The organism is Thalassolituus alkanivorans, assembly GCF_020447205.1.
GTDB lineage: Bacteria > Pseudomonadota > Gammaproteobacteria > Pseudomonadales > Oceanobacteraceae > Venatoribacter > Venatoribacter alkanivorans.
This window is the reverse complement of sequence record NZ_JAJAEL010000039.1, coordinates 463,159-478,751: the sequence shown is the minus strand read 5'-3', so window position 1 is coordinate 478,751 and position 15,593 is coordinate 463,159. Positions and strand designations below refer to the sequence as shown.

Below are 15,593 nucleotides of genomic sequence, written 5' to 3'. Positions count from 1 at the left end.
GTTAAACCCCGGGCAATAAAAAAGCGGCCAATGGCCGCTTTTTTATTGCTGCTGTTCAGTGATCAGGCATCACCGAACAGAGTGGCTGCGTTCAGACCCTGCTTCTCCATGATCTCACGCAGACGCTTAAGGGCTTCGACCTGGATCTGACGAACACGCTCACGGGTCAGACCGATTTCGCGACCCACATCTTCCAGGGTGCTGGTTTCATAACCACGCAGACCAAAGCGGCGGGATAATACTTCACGTTGCTTCTCTGGCAGTTCTTCAATCCAGCGATCCAGATTGGACTGAATATCCTGATTCTGCAGTTCTTCACCCGGATCGGTTACACGTTCATCAGCAATGGTATCCAGAATGGATTTATCGGATGACGGTCCCAGTGGAGTATCAATCGAGGTTACACGCTCATTCAGTTTGAGCATGCGTTTTACATCTTCTACCGGTTTTTCCAGCAGAGCTGCGATTTCTTCTGCGCTTGGCTCATGATCCAGCTTCTGGGTCAGCTCACGGGCTGCACGCAGGTAAACGTTGAGTTCTTTGACCACGTGAATCGGCAGACGGATGGTACGGGTCTGATTCATGATCGCCCGTTCGATGGTCTGACGGATCCACCAGGTGGCGTAGGTAGAGAAGCGGAATCCGCGTTCCGGATCAAATTTCTCAACCGCGCGGATCAGACCAAGGTTGCCCTCTTCGATCAGATCCAGCAGCGATAAGCCGCGGTTAACGTAACGGCGTGAAATCTTCACCACCAGTCGCAGGTTACTTTCAATCATGCGACGGCGACCCATCTCATCACCCTTGCGGGCCAGACGTGCATAGTGCACTTCTTCTTCCGCAGACAGCAGTGGGGAAAACCCAATCTCATTGAGATACAACTGAGTAGCATCCATCGTTTTGTAGGATGTATCTGCCGCAAAGCGTTCTGTTGTTTCGTCTGCCGAATCCTGTTCAGACTCAGACTCTTCCACCAGTGCCAGCGCTTCTACATCATCAAAAACGTCTTCTTCGCGTAGTTCTCGTTGTTGTACTGCCATGTTCATTCCCGCCTTTGGTTATCGTCCTGAACCTGAACCGAAACAGGTTTTATGCCAGAACGACTGATTAATTTCCGACCGCTCTACCCAGGCCGGCTGGGTAAGTATCTGAGCGGATCAACCGGCTTGCCGTTTCTTCGGATCTCAAAGTGAAGTTTCACTTTGTCGGTACCAGTAGATCCTATTTCGGCAATCTTCTGGCCAGCTTTAACGACTTCTTGTTCGCTGACCAGAATGCGGCTGGTGTGGGCGTAGGCGCTGAGGTAAGTATCGTTATGTTTGACGATGACTAAGTTGCCATAACCGCGTAAGCCCTGACCCGCGTAAACCACGGTTCCTGCCGCTGCTGCCAAAACAGATTCTCCCAAAGCACCGGCGATATCAATCCCCTTGTTCACGGGCTTTTTGGTTGAAAAATGACCAATCAAACGGCCGTTTACCGGCCATTTCCAGTCAGTATCGGCTGCATTGTCGCTATTTTTTGGCGTGTTATGACTTGTTTTGACGGGAGGCTTAGCTGGCCTCTGACTTTTTGGCAGCGGTTTTGACGGATTTTCGACGGCAGTAACCGTGACCGGAGCAGAACGGCGGGCGACATTTCTTATGTCAATCTTTTGACCAGGATAGATAACATAGGGGCTGGCTATTGAGTTAGCGCTCGCCAACTCCCGATAATCGATTCCGTAACGCCAGGCGATAGAAAACAGCGTCTCACCCCGTTCTACAAGATGGAAACCCGTCGCGGTTTGTCCTTTACTGAACTTCTCTTCAACTGAGACAAATTCTCGGCCAGAAAGACACCCTGTTAATAGTGTAGCTATCGTGACTAATATGACAGTGGTCAGTGCTTTCATCGTCGTCCGTCGGTGGTTGTTTTTTGACACTCAAAAATGACAGCTTTTTGAGCCCTGCGGCGCGCCTGATTGTTTTTAACCAAAGACACTTAAAAATAAAATACTTATTCTAAATAAGTCTAAAAAATTCAAAGTTTTTATCAGATTTGCGGCTTATATACGGAACTCTACCCGTTTTCACAAAAAAACCGCATTGCTTACTTGCAGATTTTTATTTTTAGTTAACACTTGTTCTCTCTGGGCGAACGAAAACTACTGCGCCGTTCTGGACGCAAAACGCTCAAGCCCAAGAACCAATAAAGCTCCCGCCAGCATCAATCCCAGCGCCAGCAATAAGGATAAACCACTGTCCGGCAGGATATTGCTCTGAATAAAAGGTACCTCTGCCCCATGGCTGTTCAGGCGCGTACTCAGGGTTTCTTTCCAGGGCCAGACTTTCAGCAGGGAACCCGCCATAAAGCCCGTCAGCAATGCAAACATGGCATCTTTATAGTGATGCAGTAACCAGCTCAGCAGACGCGAAAAAGCCATCAAACCGATAGCAGCGCCCACCGCAAAGGTGCCCAGCAGTTGTATATCCAGTTGCCGCACGGCACCGAGAACCGGCTCATACAGCCCCATCAGCAGCAGAATAAAGCTGCCTGAGATCCCTGGCAGGATCATGGCGCAGATCGCAATGCTGCCGGCCAGCAGAATAATCAGTGGTGTCGGCGTGACCGAAGTTGGCGATGCCGTGCTGATAAAGCCGGCGATGACGGCGCCCAATGCCAGCAACACCAGTTGTGCCAGGCCCCAGCGTCCGATTTCTTTGCCGATATGCCAGCAGGAGGCCAGAATCAGGCCGAAGAAGAAGGCCCACAGCCACACCGGATAGTTCATCAGCAGATAGTGAATTCCACGCGCCAGCGACAACAGTGCCAGCAGGATGCCGCTGCCCAGCACCAGCAGAAAGGTGCCGTTAATGCTTTGCCAGAAAGCGCGCGGGCCGTCTTTAAACAGCGTTTTCAGTGCCTGCAGGTTGATATTTTTGATGGAGTCCAGCAGCTCGGTATAGATGCCGGTAACAAAGGCGATGGTGCCGCCGGAGACACCGGGCACCACATCGGCAGCCCCCATTGCTATGCCTTTGAGGAACAGCCAGAAGTGTTGCATCGCGTCCTTGTCCTTATAGATGAAGAGTTATCAGATATCAGCAGCGGTACTGTCATTGCTCTGAGATTAACGCTGTACGCCGGGTAAAAAAGGTACAAAGCGCACGCTTTCGAGGGTTTTACGGCTGAAGTGTTCCCCATGACGGGTAATCAGCACCAGTTTTTGCTCCTGGGTACCGACCGGCATAATCAGCCGTCCGCCATCGGCGAGTTGCTGTAACAGGGAATCAGGTACATCTTCCGGCGCTGCGGCGGCAAGAATACCGTCATACAGGCCGTGCTCGGGCCAGCCCCAGGTTCCGTCGGACAGTTTCAGGGTGACATTGCGGTAATTCAGTTGCTGCAGACGCTGGCGGGCACGCTGATGCAGGGGCTCAATGCGTTCCACACTGAACAACTTGCCGACCAGTGGGCTGAGAACCGCGGTCTGATAGCCGGAACCGGTACCGATCTCCAGCACCCGGTTAAGCGGCCCGGCAGCGAGCAGGATTTCGGTCATGCGCGCCACGGTATAAGGCTGGCTGATGGTCTGGCCGTTACCAATCGGCAAGGCCGTATCTTCGTAGGCACGGTGCGCGAGCGCTTCATCCACAAATAAATGACGCGGCGTCTGGGCAATAACGTCCAACACCTCTTCATTTTTAATACCGGCTTCACGCAGGCGCTGCACCAGACGGTTGCGGGTGCGTTGTGAAGTCATTCCTATGCCGGTCAGCTGCTGCTCGTTCACTCAGAGATCCTGCTCAGTTCAGAACCTCAGCCATCTGCTCAAGCGCAGTATGCTGGGTCATGTCCATCTGGATGGGGGTAATGGAAACCTTCCCCTGTTCTATCGCATGAAAATCGGTACCGGGACCGGCATCGGCAACGTCGCCGGCGGCGGAAATCCAGTAGCATTCTTTGCCACGCGGATTGGTGGTCAGCACCGGATTGTCAGAGCGCTGACGGTGGCCCAAACGGGTAATTTCAAAGCCGTTCAGCTCGTCGTAGGCACGATCCGGCACGTTGATATTGATCACCGAATTGGCCGGCAGACGCAGCTGTTCCAGCTTCGGCAGTAATTCCAGCAATACCCGCGCGGCCGTGGCAAAGTGTTGTTTGCCGGTCAGCGACACCGCAATCGGTGTCTTTGCCAGAAAACGCCCCTCCATTGCGGCGGCAACGGTGCCGGAATAGAGCACGTCGTCACCTAAGTTGGCGCCGGCATTGATACCTGCGATCACCCGCTCACAGCGGTTTGTGTAAAAGGCATTAACGCCCAGATGCACGCAGTCGGTCGGCGTGCCATTGACGCTGATAAAACCATTATCCAGATGCAGCGGATGCAGCGGCCGGTCGAGGGTCAGCGAGTTGCTGGCACCACTGCGGTCACGGTCGGGCGCAACCACCAGAACGTCTCGCCCGGCATCGGTCAGCGCCTGCGCCAGGGTACGAAGCCCGGGAGCATGAACTCCATCATCATTCGACAGCATCAGCGTCATGCGCATTCACCCTTCGAGGGCCTGTTAACACTAATTAAACAGGCCTGTTATTAACTAAAAATTTCTCAAACAAGGCGCTGAGAGTGTGGCCTAACGGGTTAAGCGAGCGAACAGCAACGCAGGATGAGGAATTTTTAGCCATGGCTGAGGCCGGTTTTCCCCATAAACGTCGTCGTTCGTCATTCATTTAGCCCGCTAATATCACTCCTCTCTCCTTGTTCTGAGAAAAACCGGCTCTCAGCAGGCTCGATTCAATTAGTGTCAACAGGCCCTAATTCCTGTACCTGCATCAGTTCACGGATTACGGAGGTCGCATAATACCCGGCGGCCAGTGAAAAGGTGAGCACTAAATCGGTCGTTCCGGCGTCTTCCTGCCACTGCCAGCTGAGATTGGCAGGCAATGCGGCCAGAGCACGGCGCTCCTGCTTAAGACCGGCATGCTCCATACCATCGCACAGTTCTGGCTGCTCCGCCGCGACGCGGCTTTCCAGCGCTAAGGCATCGTCTGTGCTGTTCAGGCGGCCCCGGCCCCATAACGGCCCGGTGCTTAAGCCGCTGTCGTCGGCGATATCACCGGCCAGCGTTTGCCCCCAGAGTCCGGCACGGATACGTTCGGCCAGCACATTATTGAAAATCAGCGAACGGATGGCTGACAGATAAATGCTTTTCTTGCCCGGATTACGCACACGGATTTCACCGGCCAGCATGGCGCGGCCGGATTCAATATTGCCGCCACCATGACCAAAGCGCTGCTCACCAAAATAATTAGGCACGCCCAGTGTTTTGATCTGCTCCAGATTGCTTTCAATCAGCGCGCGCTCACCCTGCACCTGACGCAGACGGATGGTAAAGCGGTTACCGAGAAGATCGCCGCGGCGCAGCTTTTTAGAATGGCGGCTCTGACTCAGTACCGTCATTTCGGCATCATTCAGAGCACTGAAATCCGGCGCTTCGACCCTTGGCAGATAAATACTGAACCACTGGCGGGTGATGGCGTTGCGGTCTTTCAGGCCAGCGTAGCCGACATCCATTTCCTTAACTCCCGCATGGGCTGCCAGACGTTTGGCAATCCAGGCGGTGTTGGCCCCGTTCTTCTCAATATGCAGCCAGACGTGCTCGCCTTCACCACAGGGCAGCGCCAGCGGAATTTCTTCCACGCAGAAATCGTCATTCTGTTGTTTCAACAGGGCGCTGGCACCGGTGTGCGGATAAGCGTTGGGCCAGTCAGGCAGGAGTGTTGTTGTCAAAAGGGCTCTCGTTTTTCAGCGTTAAAATTTAAATCAGCGGGCGGCAGTGATCAGTAAAGCCACCGCGTGTACGGCAATACCTTCTTTACGCCCCACATACCCTAGCTTTTCGGTGGTGGTGGCTTTGACGTTCACATCATCCAGACGCACGTTCAGATCGGCGGCGATGCACTCGCGCATGGTCTGAATATGCGGTGCCATCTTCGGCGCCTGGGCAATGATGGTGATATCGACGTTACCCACCTGATAGCCTTTATCGCGGATCAGACCGACCACATGGCGCAGCAGTACACGGCTGTCGGCTCCGGCCCAGGCATCATCGGTATCGGGAAAATGCTGGCCAATATCGCCCAGCGCCGCCGCACCCAGCAGTGCATCGGCCAGCGCATGCAAAGCCACGTCACCATCGGAATGGGCTTTCAGGCCGTGGCTGTGCGGAATCTGCACGCCGCCCAGAGTAATAAAATCGCCGTCTTCAAAAGCATGTACATCGAAGCCATGACCAATGCGCATAACAACTCTCGTTCAGGAATGTGGAGATAAAGAGGTGGATAAAAACAGTTCCGCCAGCGCCAGATCTTCGCGCCGCGTCACTTTAATATTGTCGGAGCGGCCAGCCACCAGCAATGGCTGACAACCCTGCTGCTCCATCGCCGACGCTTCATCGGTGACTGTCAGGCCCTGTGCCAGGCAAGCGGTTAACGCCTGCTGCAGCGGACCATAACGGAATACCTGCGGCGTTAATGCATGCCACAGCTGCTCACGCTCAACGGTATGCTCAATCACGATTTTGCCGTCGCGCAGCACCCCACGCTTCATGGTGTCGCGGGTTGGCGCAGCCAGAATGGCGCCGGGGTCGGCCAGCTCGCTCAGCAGCTTATCCAGATCGCCATGGCGCAGGCAGGGCCGGGCGATATCATGCACTACCACCCAGTCCTGCGCTGTTGCAATGCCCTGCAGTGCGGCCAGACCGTTCAGTACCGAATCGCAGCGCTCACGGCCACCGGCAGCACGGATAATACGCTCGTCACTGGCGTATTCACTGTCCGGCCAGTAAGGATCATCGGCCGATAACACCAGCACCGCCTGCTCAAATGCGGGGTAACTGAGAATCGCATCCAGAGTGTAATCCAGCAGAAAGCGTCCCTGAATCGGCAGGTACTGCTTCGGCCGGTCGGCCTGCATACGGCTGCCAACACCGGCGGCGGGCAAAATAGGAAAGTAACGCGCAGTCGTCATTATTGTTTGCCGGCAGGAGGGTCTACAAAAAGGATAAAGGTTTCGCCATCGCGCACCAGACCGAGATCTTCGCGGGCTTTTTCTTCCAGCAGGGTCTGGCCGTGGCGCAGATCTTCAACTTCAGCCAACAGAGCGTCATTTTCACTTTGCTGCACCTCGTTATCCTCGCGCAGCAAAGCAATACGCTGCTGCAACTGGCGGCTGGCAACCACACCGCTGTCATCCAGCCAGATGCGGTATTGCAGCACCAGCAACAGCAGTACCGGCAGCACAAGCCAGATCAGCAGGCGAAAATGAGGCATAAGTTTGTCTGACATATCCGTTTCCCGGTCAGGGTAGCATCGCTCATGGTGTCGTTGTATGGCTCTTCATTAACAAAAAACGGGCAATTAAGCCCGTTTTTTGTATTCAGCCAGTATTACTGACCTTTGATCTCAGAGCGACCTTTGTACGGTGCTTTGGCACCCAGTTGCTCTTCGATACGCAGCAGACGGTTGTACTTGGACACACGATCTGAACGGCACAGGGAACCGGTTTTGATCTGACCCGCCGCAGTACCTACCGCCAGATCGGCGATGGTGCTGTCTTCGGTTTCACCGGAGCGGTGAGAGATCACAGCGGTGTAGCCTGCGTCTTTCGCCATTTTGATGGCGTCCAGAGTTTCAGACAGAGAACCGATCTGGTTGAACTTGATCAGGATGGAGTTACCAATGCCCTTCTCAATACCTTCTGCCAGAATCTTGGTGTTGGTTACGAACAGATCGTCACCGACCAGCTGCACTTTGGCACCCAGTTTTTCAGTCTGATATTTCCAGCCAGCCCAGTCAGATTCGTCCTGACCGTCTTCGATAGAAACGATCGGGTACTGGTCGCACAGTTCAGCCAGGTAGTCAGAGAAACCTTCAGAGGTGAAGACTTTGCCTTCGCCTTTCAGGTCGTACTTGCCGTCTTTGTAGAATTCAGAAGACGCACAGTCCAGAGCCAGAGTCACGTTGTTGCCCAGCTCGTAGCCCGCAGCAGAAACGGCTTCTTTGATCGCAGCCAGTGCATCGGCGTTAGAGGCCAGGTTTGGTGCGAAACCACCTTCGTCACCCACGGCGGTGTTCAGGCCCTGAGAAGACAGTACTTTTTTCAGCGCGTGGAAGATTTCGGCACCACAACGCAGCGCTTCGGCGAAAGACGGCGCGCCAACCGGCTGCACCATAAATTCCTGAATGTCGACGTTATTATCCGCGTGCTCACCACCGTTGATGATGTTCATCATCGGTACCGGCATAGAGTAAACGCCCGGAGTACCGTTGATATCGGCAATGTGAACGTACAGTTCAACACCTTTGGCCGCAGCAGCCGCTTTGGCAGCCGCCAGAGAAACCGCCAGAATGGCGTTGGCGCCCAGTACAGACTTGTTGTCAGTACCGTCCAGCTCCAGCATTTTGTTGTCCAGCGCACGCTGGTCCAGAGCATCCATACCAACCAGAGCAGGCTTGATGGTGTTGTTTACGTTGGCAACGGCTTTCAGTACGCCTTTGCCCAGATAACGGCTTTTGTCGCCATCACGCAGTTCCAGTGCTTCGCGGGTACCGGTAGAAGCGCCGCTTGGTGCACAGGCTGTACCGAAAAAACCGCCTTCCAGGATAACGTCCGCTTCAATGGTCGGGTTACCGCGGGAGTCCAGCACTTCACGTGCTTTGATATCAACAATCTTTGCCATAGTTGGTTGTCTCCAGAAAACAGAGGCTTTCTATTTTTAAATTAATGGGAATCTTTGTAATCAAACGCCGCGGCGATAAAGGCCGAAAACAGGCCGTGTCCATCACGCGGAGTCGAGGTAAATTCTGGGTGGAACTGACAACCCACAAACCATGGGTGATCCGGTACTTCCACAACTTCGACCAGCTCGCCATCGACCGAACGTCCGGCAATGCGCAGACCGGCTTTTTCCAGTTCCGGCACCAGAGAAGAGTTCACTTCGTAACGGTGACGGTGGCGCTCAACAATCAGTTCTTTACCGTAGGCTTTGGCGGTGGTTGTTTCCGGAGTCAGCACACATTCCTGACCGCCCAGACGCATGGTGCCGCCGAGGTCAGAATCTTCGCTGCGGGTTTCAACATTACCGGAAGCGTCCTGCCATTCAGTGATCAGGCCAACCACCGGATGCTTGGTATCGTTGCTGAATTCGGTTGACTGTGCATCGTCCCAGCCGACCACGTTACGGGCGAATTCGATTACCGCCACCTGCATACCCAGACAGATACCCAGGTATGGGATTTTGTTTTCACGGGCGTACTGAACCGTGCGGATTTTGCCTTCAACGCCACGGTTACCGAAACCACCCGGCACCAGAATGGCATCAACGCCTGCCAGAACATCAACGCCTTTACGCTCAACGTCTTCGGCATCGATATAACGGACGTTTACTTTGGCCTTGTGGTGGATACCGGCGTGATCGATTGCTTCGATCAATGACTTATAGGCATCCAGCAGATCCATGTACTTACCGACCATGGCGATAGTGACGCTTTTCTCCGGATTCAGTTTGGCATCAGCCACAACATCCCACTCGGACAGGTCTGCTTCGCGACAGGTCAGATCAAACTTCTCAACAATCAGATCATCCAGGCCGGCATCGTGCAGCATGCGTGGGATCTTGTAGATGGTATCGGCGTCTTCCAGCGGGATTACGGCACGCTCTTCAACGTTGGTGAACAGTGCAATCTTGCGCAGTGCAGAGGCATCGATCTTATGGTCGGAGCGGCAGATCAGTACATCCGGCTGCAGACCAATAGTGCGCATTTCTTTAACAGAATGCTGAGTCGGCTTGGTTTTCGTCTCGCCCGCGGTAGCGATATACGGAACCAGAGTCAGATGCAGCGACAGAGCGCGCTTGGATCCCAGCTCGACTTTCATCTGACGCACAGCTTCCAGGAATGGCTGGGATTCGATATCACCAACGGTGCCACCGATTTCCACCAGCGCCACATCAGAACCTTCAGCGCCTTCGAGTACACGGCGTTTGATTTCGTCAGTGATGTGCGGAATAACCTGCACGGTACCGCCCAGATAATCACCGCGACGCTCTTTCGCCAGCACATCGGTGTAAATACGACCGGTAGTGAAGTTGTTGCGGCGTGACATGGTGGTACGGATAAAACGTTCGTAGTGACCCAGATCGAGGTCAGTTTCCGCACCATCGTTGGTTACGAAGACTTCGCCATGCTGGAACGGGCTCATAGTGCCCGGATCGACGTTGATGTACGGGTCCAGCTTGAGCATGGTGACCTTAAGGCCACGGGCTTCCAAAATGGCAGCCAGAGATGCAGAAGCGATGCCTTTCCCCAATGAAGAAACAACACCACCTGTGACGAAGATAAATCGTGTCATAGAAGGTCCGCGAGACAGAAATGGATACAAAACGGAAGGCACAGAACCTTCGCTCAAGATGGGGGGGCAGAATACCAGAAGAGGCTATCCGGGTAAAATCAAAAGGCGCTTTCCAGCAGCCATTTTTCTCTGTTAGTCTGACAGCTTACAAAGAGTTACCGGAACTGACCGGAATTTATCATGACAACAACCCGCTACGCTTTCCGCAGCCAACAGATGCACAAACATCTGCACGCCGTCTCTGTATCCCTGAGCAAGGGTAAACAGTGGTGGCTATCTGCCTGCGCGGCCGTCGGGTTAACAGTCTGATTTTAAACTGATTTACCCACCGGCTGCGGATCTCCGTCGCCGGGAAGCCCCCCTTATAAAAGCCAGCCCCCCTCCGACCCAGACCGCAGCCTCTTTTAACATCAAGGAGAGAACCATGGCTGCCACCGAGCCCGCCACACCCATACCGGCATCAACAACCGACACAGACACAACCCCAGCCCGCTTCGGCCTGATGCTGGCACTGTGCGCTGCATTTCTGTTTTCTACCAAGCCCATCATCATCAAATGGCTGTACGACCTGGGCATGACCGCACTGCCATTAATGTGGCTGCGTATGATGCTGGCGATGCCGGTCTATGTTGTTGTCGGCTGGCTGGCCTGGAAGCGTCTGCCGGTAAAACCGACTGCGCTGCAGCTGTTAAAAGCCGCCGGCACAGGCCTGCTCGGTTACTGGCTGGCGTCCTATCTGGATTTGCGCGGGCTCGAATATGTCAGCGCCCAGCTTGAGCGGCTGATGCTGTACGCCTATCCGACGCTGGTGATTATTCTCGGCGCGTTATTTTTTGGTCAGACCTTTCAGCGCCATCATATTGTTGCGCTGATTCTGACCTACATTGGCCTGATACTGGTATACGGACAGGATCTGCAGTTTGCCGCCGACAATATCGCCACCACCAAAGGTACATTGCTGATACTCGCCAGCGCCCTGTCGTTCTCGCTGTATATTCTGTTCAGCAAAAACGCCATCGGCAATATGGGCAGCCTGTTGTTTACCAGTATTGCGATGGGATCGGCAGCGCTGGCCACCATGCTGCATTACAGCATCAGTTATGGCATCAGCCTGCCGGAAATGGACAGCACCCGCTGGTTGGGCACCATTGTGCTGGCCATATTCGCCACCGTTTTACCTTCGTTTTTAGTCAGCGAAGCTATTAAACGCATCGGCCCGGCGAAAACCAGCGTCAGCGGTACGATAGGCCCGGTGGCCACCACGCTGATGGCGATTATTTTTCTTGGCGAACCCTTCGGCTGGCTGACCGCCGCCGGTATGGCGCTGGTGATGTTTGGTGTCAGCCGGCTGCAGCGTTAACAACCCCTTTTCCAGATCAGAATTGCGACGTGTTGCCAATAAAACACAGTACCGGCGACAGAAATCTTCTTAACAATTCTGATAACATGACAGTCGCAGATTCGGATTTGAAGACAGTCGACAATAGCGGTAAGACGATCCGCCGATCAGGAGAACACAATGAACAAAAATGAAACGCTCCAGCAACTGCGCCAGGCGCGTACCGGCCACCTCCGCTGGCAGGCTCATGCACAATCAATTCTGTCTGCGCCCAACCATCTCGATAATATCAGCGAGAAAGCCCCCATGAATCACACTGATTGCCAGTTCGGGCAATGGTACTTCGGGCAGATGCAGGCGCTGAAACACATTCCGGGCTATCAACAGATTGATCCGCTGCATGAACGGCTGCATCAGCTTTACCGGGAAATTTTCGACATTATGCTGGAGAAAAAGTCGGGTACGTTCAGCTGGCTCTTTGGCAGTGATGCCCGCCATCGCCAGCGCTGCATCGATAAGGCACGCCCAGTCATGGATCAACTGAGCGCCACCTCAAAAGAATTGCTCGCCGCAATTGATGAACTGCAGAAAACCATCGAGCAAATGCCGGAGCTGGCATAAATCAGCGCGGGTGACAAAGATTCTCCATTGCGCCAGAAGCTGTTGTTACCCGCACACAATATGAAATATCACGCTTAATTTTAACCGAAGCCGGGAGTTGAGCTGGCTTAACCTTAATGTTTAAGCGGCAGCAAAACCTTTTTCGCCTCCGCTACCACCGCCGTGCGCAGATTTTTTAACAGCGAACTTTCGGTCTGCCAGTAATGCCAGTACAAAGGCACATCCAGATGATAGCCCGGCACCACATCGCGTAATTCGCCCGACTTAATATGCTCCGCCACCTGTACCTGCGGAATCATACCGTAACCGATCCCCGCCAGAGCCATGCGCACAAAACCACCGGATGATGGACATTGATGCGTGCGCTGTGGTTCGGCATGTTCGGGCGAAACGCTTTGTAAGAAACGATGCTGCAAACGGTCGTCACCGCTGAAAATCAGACAGGGCAGCTGTGCAATCGCTTTCTGGCTGCGCTTCAGCTGATGGCGGCGGATAAACTCAGGACTCGCCAGTGCACGATAACGCATCACCCCCAGGGGTTGACTCAGGCCGCCATTCACCGGGGCCGCCGTGGCACAAATGCAGGCCATCACCTCGCCGTTACGCATACGTTTAAGACCGACATCCTGATCCTCAACAACAAAATCAAAATCCATCTGCACATAATCATCGCAGCGCAATAATGCTGGTGCCAGCCAGGTATCCAGCGTATCGGCATTCACCGCAAGTCGGATTTTTACCGATTCTGCGCTTTCCTGCGGCAGCAACAGTCCCTGCTCCAGCTGCTGCACCTGCTGCAGATGATTGGTCAGGCGCTGGCCAAGATCGGTCAGCCTTGGTGGCGAGGTGCGCAACAATACCGGCTGCCCCAGACGAAATTCCAGCTGGCGGATACGCTGGCTCACCGCCGACTGACTGACGTTCAACCGCTGTGCTGCGCGCTCAAAACCACGGCATTCAAGTACGGCCACCAGAGCCTCCAGAGCACGATAATCCATCATAAGAACACCTTATATCTCATAAGATTTATTACTTGGACTGATAATAAGCAAAAGCCTATTGTGCGCGCCATCACTTTATAAACACCCAACCGGACACCATCGTGGAACACCTGTCTCTCTATTTCGCACCGCTACTGACCGGTTTTGCCGTGACCATGGGCTTAATTGTTGCCATCGGTGCGCAGAATGCCTGGGTACTGAATAAATGCCTGCGCAATGAAAACCCGCGCGCGGTCGCAGCCGTCTGTATCAGTCTGGATACGTTACTGATTTTTACCGGCGTGTTTTTTATGCACTATGTGCAGGATCTGGTACCGGCACTGGTACCATTATTTACTTGGTTTGCCGTCGGCCTTTTGCTGTGGCTGGCCCTGCAGGCGTTTATCCGGGCATGGGGAAATCAGGGTGGAGCCTTAGTCGCCGCCGGAGCAGCCAGCACAGAAAGTGCCTGGCGCAGCGCCGGTCAGGCGATGCTTATTTCGCTGATTAATCCACATGTCTATCTGGATACCGTCGTATTAATCGGCAGCGTAGGCGCACGTCAGGAATTACCACTGCTGTTTGCACTCGGCGCATCCTTTGCGTCTTTCCTGTGGTTTTCGACACTGGTGCTGGGTGCAAAAAAACTACGGACTCACCTGAGCTCGCCGCAACAATGGCGGATATTCGACAGCGTGATTGGTGTTGTGATGTTGCTGGTTGCAGGCTCACTGGTCAGCCATCAGTTTGGATAAGGACTGTAAATACTCCGCCTAATCATCAGCTCTTGCCGCGACGATAAACGTGGCTATATTCCATCCGAAAGCACAAAAAAGCTGGAGCAACCGGGAATTAACGAAGATCAGTGGCTGACGATGACGCGACAGTTCGAACAGTGCTTCAGCACCTTCGCAGGCAATGAACATCAGCTGCGCTATGCCTGTGAAAAGCTGGATTATCAACGACCGTCTGGACTAAACCGGTGCAAAGCAGCGCTTGGTTAATAAGAAAGCGCAACCACGCGCATAAATCAGGTATAACCTGAGTTTTTTCGTTTCCGACATTCATCAAAAACACGCAAACCCTCCCAGCTTAGTCAACCAATGAACTTTAGTAAGCTCATTATTTTAATCGGCCGCCAGCGGTGCAGCCGTTTCCTCCAATTAGCTCCTAAGATGGGTGTCCTATTAGTACCATAAACACCCAACCGGACACCATCGTGGAACACCTGTCTCTCTATTTCGCACCGCTACTGACCGGTTTTGCCGTGACCATGGGCTTAATTGTTGCCATCGGTGCGCAGAATGCCTGGGTACTGAATAAATGCCTGCGCAATGAAAACCCGCGCGCAGTCGCAGCCGTCTGTATCAGCCTGGATACGTTACTGATTTTTACCGGTGTTTTTTTTATGCACTACGTGCAGGATCTGATTCCGGAATTAATTCCGTTATTTACCTGGTTTGCCGTCGGCCTTTTGCTGTGGCTGGCCCTGCAGGCCTTTATCCGGGCATGGGGAAATCAGGGCGGAGCCTTAGTCGCCGCCGGAGCGGCAAGTACAGAAAGTGCCTGGCGCAGCGCCGGTCAGGCGATGCTTATTTCGCTGATTAATCCGCATGTCTATCTGGATACCGTCGTACTAATCGGCAGCGTAGGCGCACGTCAGGAATTACCCCTGCTGTTTGCACTCGGCGCATCCTTCGCCTCCTTCCTGTGGTTTTCTACGCTGGTGCTGGGAGCAAAAAAACTGCGGACTCATCTGAGCTCGCCGCAACAGTGGCGGATATTCGACAGCGTGATTGGTGTTGTGATGTTGCTGGTTGCAGGCTCACTGGTGAGCCATCAGTTTGGATAAGGACTGTAAATACTCCGCCTAATCATCAGCTCTTGCCGCGACGATAAACGCGGAGCTATTCCTGATAGCGCCACGACCATTCTGGATCGCCTTGGCATCAACAGTGATCAATGGCTAACTATGATGCAGCAATTTGAGGAATGCTTTACGACCTTTGCTGGCCATGAAACGAGCTTAAGAACAGCCTGTGAAAAGCTAGACTACCAACGACCTTCCGGACTGAGCCGTTGCCGAAGGGCCTTCGGCTAGAAAAATCCAGAATACCAACGCCACTTCAAAGCCAGCCGGTAACAACCGGGATTAGGCGAGCCCGGAATCCGGCACCCTCCGCCAAAACTCCAGTATTTTTAACTGTCTGGTCAATGTTTTCCAGATTCTGGAAAAAATCGTATGTCGACGCTGGAAAAA

The 15,593-nt window shown here is 53.7% G+C and carries 16 protein-coding genes; 4 read left to right on the top strand and 12 right to left on the bottom strand.

What is annotated here, in order from left to right; genetic code table 11:
* Positions 1-62: 62 nt before the first annotated feature.
* The 11 genes from rpoS to LGT44_RS17490 form a co-directional block, all read right to left on the bottom strand.
* On the bottom strand, positions 63-1,040 hold the full coding sequence (rpoS, locus tag LGT44_RS17540; protein WP_145466490.1) for an RNA polymerase sigma factor RpoS: 978 nt from the start codon (positions 1,038-1,040) through the stop codon (positions 63-65).
* An 83-nt stretch (positions 1,041-1,123) separates the two neighbouring features.
* Complete coding sequence (locus LGT44_RS17535; RefSeq protein WP_225692996.1) at positions 1,124-1,894, bottom strand: peptidoglycan DD-metalloendopeptidase family protein; 771 nt, start codon at positions 1,892-1,894, stop codon at positions 1,124-1,126.
* Between the two features lie 252 nt (positions 1,895-2,146).
* Entirely contained in the window at positions 2,147-3,046 is a 900-nt protein-coding gene (locus LGT44_RS17530; protein WP_230332474.1) for a DUF368 domain-containing protein, read from the bottom strand.
* A gap of 66 nt (positions 3,047-3,112) precedes the next feature.
* The gene (locus LGT44_RS17525; protein WP_230332481.1) at positions 3,113-3,745 is read right to left on the bottom strand and encodes a protein-L-isoaspartate(D-aspartate) O-methyltransferase; all 633 of its coding nucleotides are present in this window, start codon (positions 3,743-3,745) and stop codon (positions 3,113-3,115) included.
* Between the two features lie 43 nt (positions 3,746-3,788).
* A complete protein-coding gene (surE, locus tag LGT44_RS17520) occupies positions 3,789-4,526 on the bottom strand; it encodes a 5'/3'-nucleotidase SurE (RefSeq protein ID WP_230332475.1) in 738 nt (245 codons plus the stop codon).
* A 251-nt stretch (positions 4,527-4,777) separates the two neighbouring features.
* The gene (gene truD, locus LGT44_RS17515; RefSeq protein ID WP_230332476.1) at positions 4,778-5,773 is read right to left on the bottom strand and encodes a tRNA pseudouridine(13) synthase TruD; all 996 of its coding nucleotides are present in this window, start codon (positions 5,771-5,773) and stop codon (positions 4,778-4,780) included.
* A 33-nt stretch (positions 5,774-5,806) separates the two neighbouring features.
* Positions 5,807-6,286, bottom strand: a complete 480-nt coding sequence (gene ispF / locus LGT44_RS17510) for a 2-C-methyl-D-erythritol 2,4-cyclodiphosphate synthase (RefSeq protein ID WP_145466494.1) — start codon at positions 6,284-6,286, stop codon at positions 5,807-5,809.
* 12 nt (positions 6,287-6,298) lie between these two features.
* A complete protein-coding gene (gene ispD / locus LGT44_RS17505; RefSeq protein ID WP_230332477.1) occupies positions 6,299-7,012 on the bottom strand; it encodes a 2-C-methyl-D-erythritol 4-phosphate cytidylyltransferase in 714 nt (237 codons plus the stop codon).
* Complete coding sequence (locus tag LGT44_RS17500; protein ID WP_145466496.1) at positions 7,012-7,329, bottom strand: FtsB family cell division protein; 318 nt, start codon at positions 7,327-7,329, stop codon at positions 7,012-7,014. Before LGT44_RS17500 ends, ispD begins: the two co-directional genes overlap by 1 nt.
* A gap of 101 nt (positions 7,330-7,430) precedes the next feature.
* Positions 7,431-8,723, bottom strand: a complete 1,293-nt coding sequence (gene eno, locus LGT44_RS17495; protein ID WP_225692990.1) for a phosphopyruvate hydratase — start codon at positions 8,721-8,723, stop codon at positions 7,431-7,433.
* Positions 8,724-8,764: 41 nt separating this feature from the next.
* Positions 8,765-10,393: a CTP synthase gene (locus LGT44_RS17490; RefSeq protein ID WP_230332478.1), complete on the bottom strand. Its 1,629-nt coding sequence runs from the start codon at positions 10,391-10,393 to the stop codon at positions 8,765-8,767.
* Positions 10,394-10,817: 424 nt separating this feature from the next.
* On the opposite strand from LGT44_RS17490, the gene LGT44_RS17485 reads away from it, so the two are divergent.
* Entirely contained in the window at positions 10,818-11,753 is a 936-nt protein-coding gene (locus tag LGT44_RS17485; RefSeq protein ID WP_230332479.1) for a DMT family transporter, read from the top strand.
* A 159-nt stretch (positions 11,754-11,912) separates the two neighbouring features.
* Entirely contained in the window at positions 11,913-12,353 is a 441-nt protein-coding gene (locus tag LGT44_RS17480; protein ID WP_230332480.1) for a CZB domain-containing protein, read from the top strand.
* Between the two features lie 113 nt (positions 12,354-12,466).
* Here the strand turns inward: LGT44_RS17480 and LGT44_RS17475 are convergent, their stop codons facing one another.
* A complete protein-coding gene (locus LGT44_RS17475; RefSeq protein ID WP_328296358.1) occupies positions 12,467-13,354 on the bottom strand; it encodes a LysR family transcriptional regulator ArgP in 888 nt (295 codons plus the stop codon).
* 101 nt (positions 13,355-13,455) lie between these two features.
* Here LGT44_RS17475 and LGT44_RS17470 point away from each other — a divergent pair, with 101 nt between their 5' ends.
* Both LGT44_RS17470 and LGT44_RS17465 read left to right on the top strand, forming a co-directional pair.
* Positions 13,456-14,088 (top strand): LysE/ArgO family amino acid transporter, encoded by a 633-nt coding sequence (locus LGT44_RS17470; RefSeq protein WP_230333659.1) that lies wholly within the window; start codon positions 13,456-13,458, stop codon positions 14,086-14,088.
* A gap of 464 nt (positions 14,089-14,552) precedes the next feature.
* A complete protein-coding gene (locus LGT44_RS17465) occupies positions 14,553-15,185 on the top strand; it encodes a LysE/ArgO family amino acid transporter (RefSeq protein ID WP_230333658.1) in 633 nt (210 codons plus the stop codon).
* The last annotated feature ends 408 nt before the right edge of the window (positions 15,186-15,593 follow it).

Coding starts and splice junctions, on each gene's coding strand:
- LGT44_RS17485 (WP_230332479.1), top strand. CDS start 10,818: ATGGCTGCCACCGAGCCCGCCACACCCATACCGGCATCAACAACCGAC.
- eno (WP_225692990.1), bottom strand. CDS start 8,723: ATGGCAAAGATTGTTGATATCAAAGCACGTGAAGTGCTGGACTCCCGC.
- ispD (WP_230332477.1), bottom strand. CDS start 7,012: ATGACGACTGCGCGTTACTTTCCTATTTTGCCCGCCGCCGGTGTTGGC.
- rpoS (WP_145466490.1), bottom strand. CDS start 1,040: ATGGCAGTACAACAACGAGAACTACGCGAAGAAGACGTTTTTGATGAT.
- LGT44_RS17490 (WP_230332478.1), bottom strand. CDS start 10,393: ATGACACGATTTATCTTCGTCACAGGTGGTGTTGTTTCTTCATTGGGG.
- LGT44_RS17530 (WP_230332474.1), bottom strand. CDS start 3,046: ATGCAACACTTCTGGCTGTTCCTCAAAGGCATAGCAATGGGGGCTGCC.
- surE (WP_230332475.1), bottom strand. CDS start 4,526: ATGACGCTGATGCTGTCGAATGATGATGGAGTTCATGCTCCCGGGCTT.
- LGT44_RS17525 (WP_230332481.1), bottom strand. CDS start 3,745: ATGACTTCACAACGCACCCGCAACCGTCTGGTGCAGCGCCTGCGTGAA.
- LGT44_RS17480 (WP_230332480.1), top strand. CDS start 11,913: ATGAACAAAAATGAAACGCTCCAGCAACTGCGCCAGGCGCGTACCGGC.
- LGT44_RS17500 (WP_145466496.1), bottom strand. CDS start 7,329: ATGTCAGACAAACTTATGCCTCATTTTCGCCTGCTGATCTGGCTTGTG.
- ispF (WP_145466494.1), bottom strand. CDS start 6,286: ATGCGCATTGGTCATGGCTTCGATGTACATGCTTTTGAAGACGGCGAT.
- LGT44_RS17535 (WP_225692996.1), bottom strand. CDS start 1,894: ATGAAAGCACTGACCACTGTCATATTAGTCACGATAGCTACACTATTA.
- LGT44_RS17475 (WP_328296358.1), bottom strand. CDS start 13,354: ATGATGGATTATCGTGCTCTGGAGGCTCTGGTGGCCGTACTTGAATGC.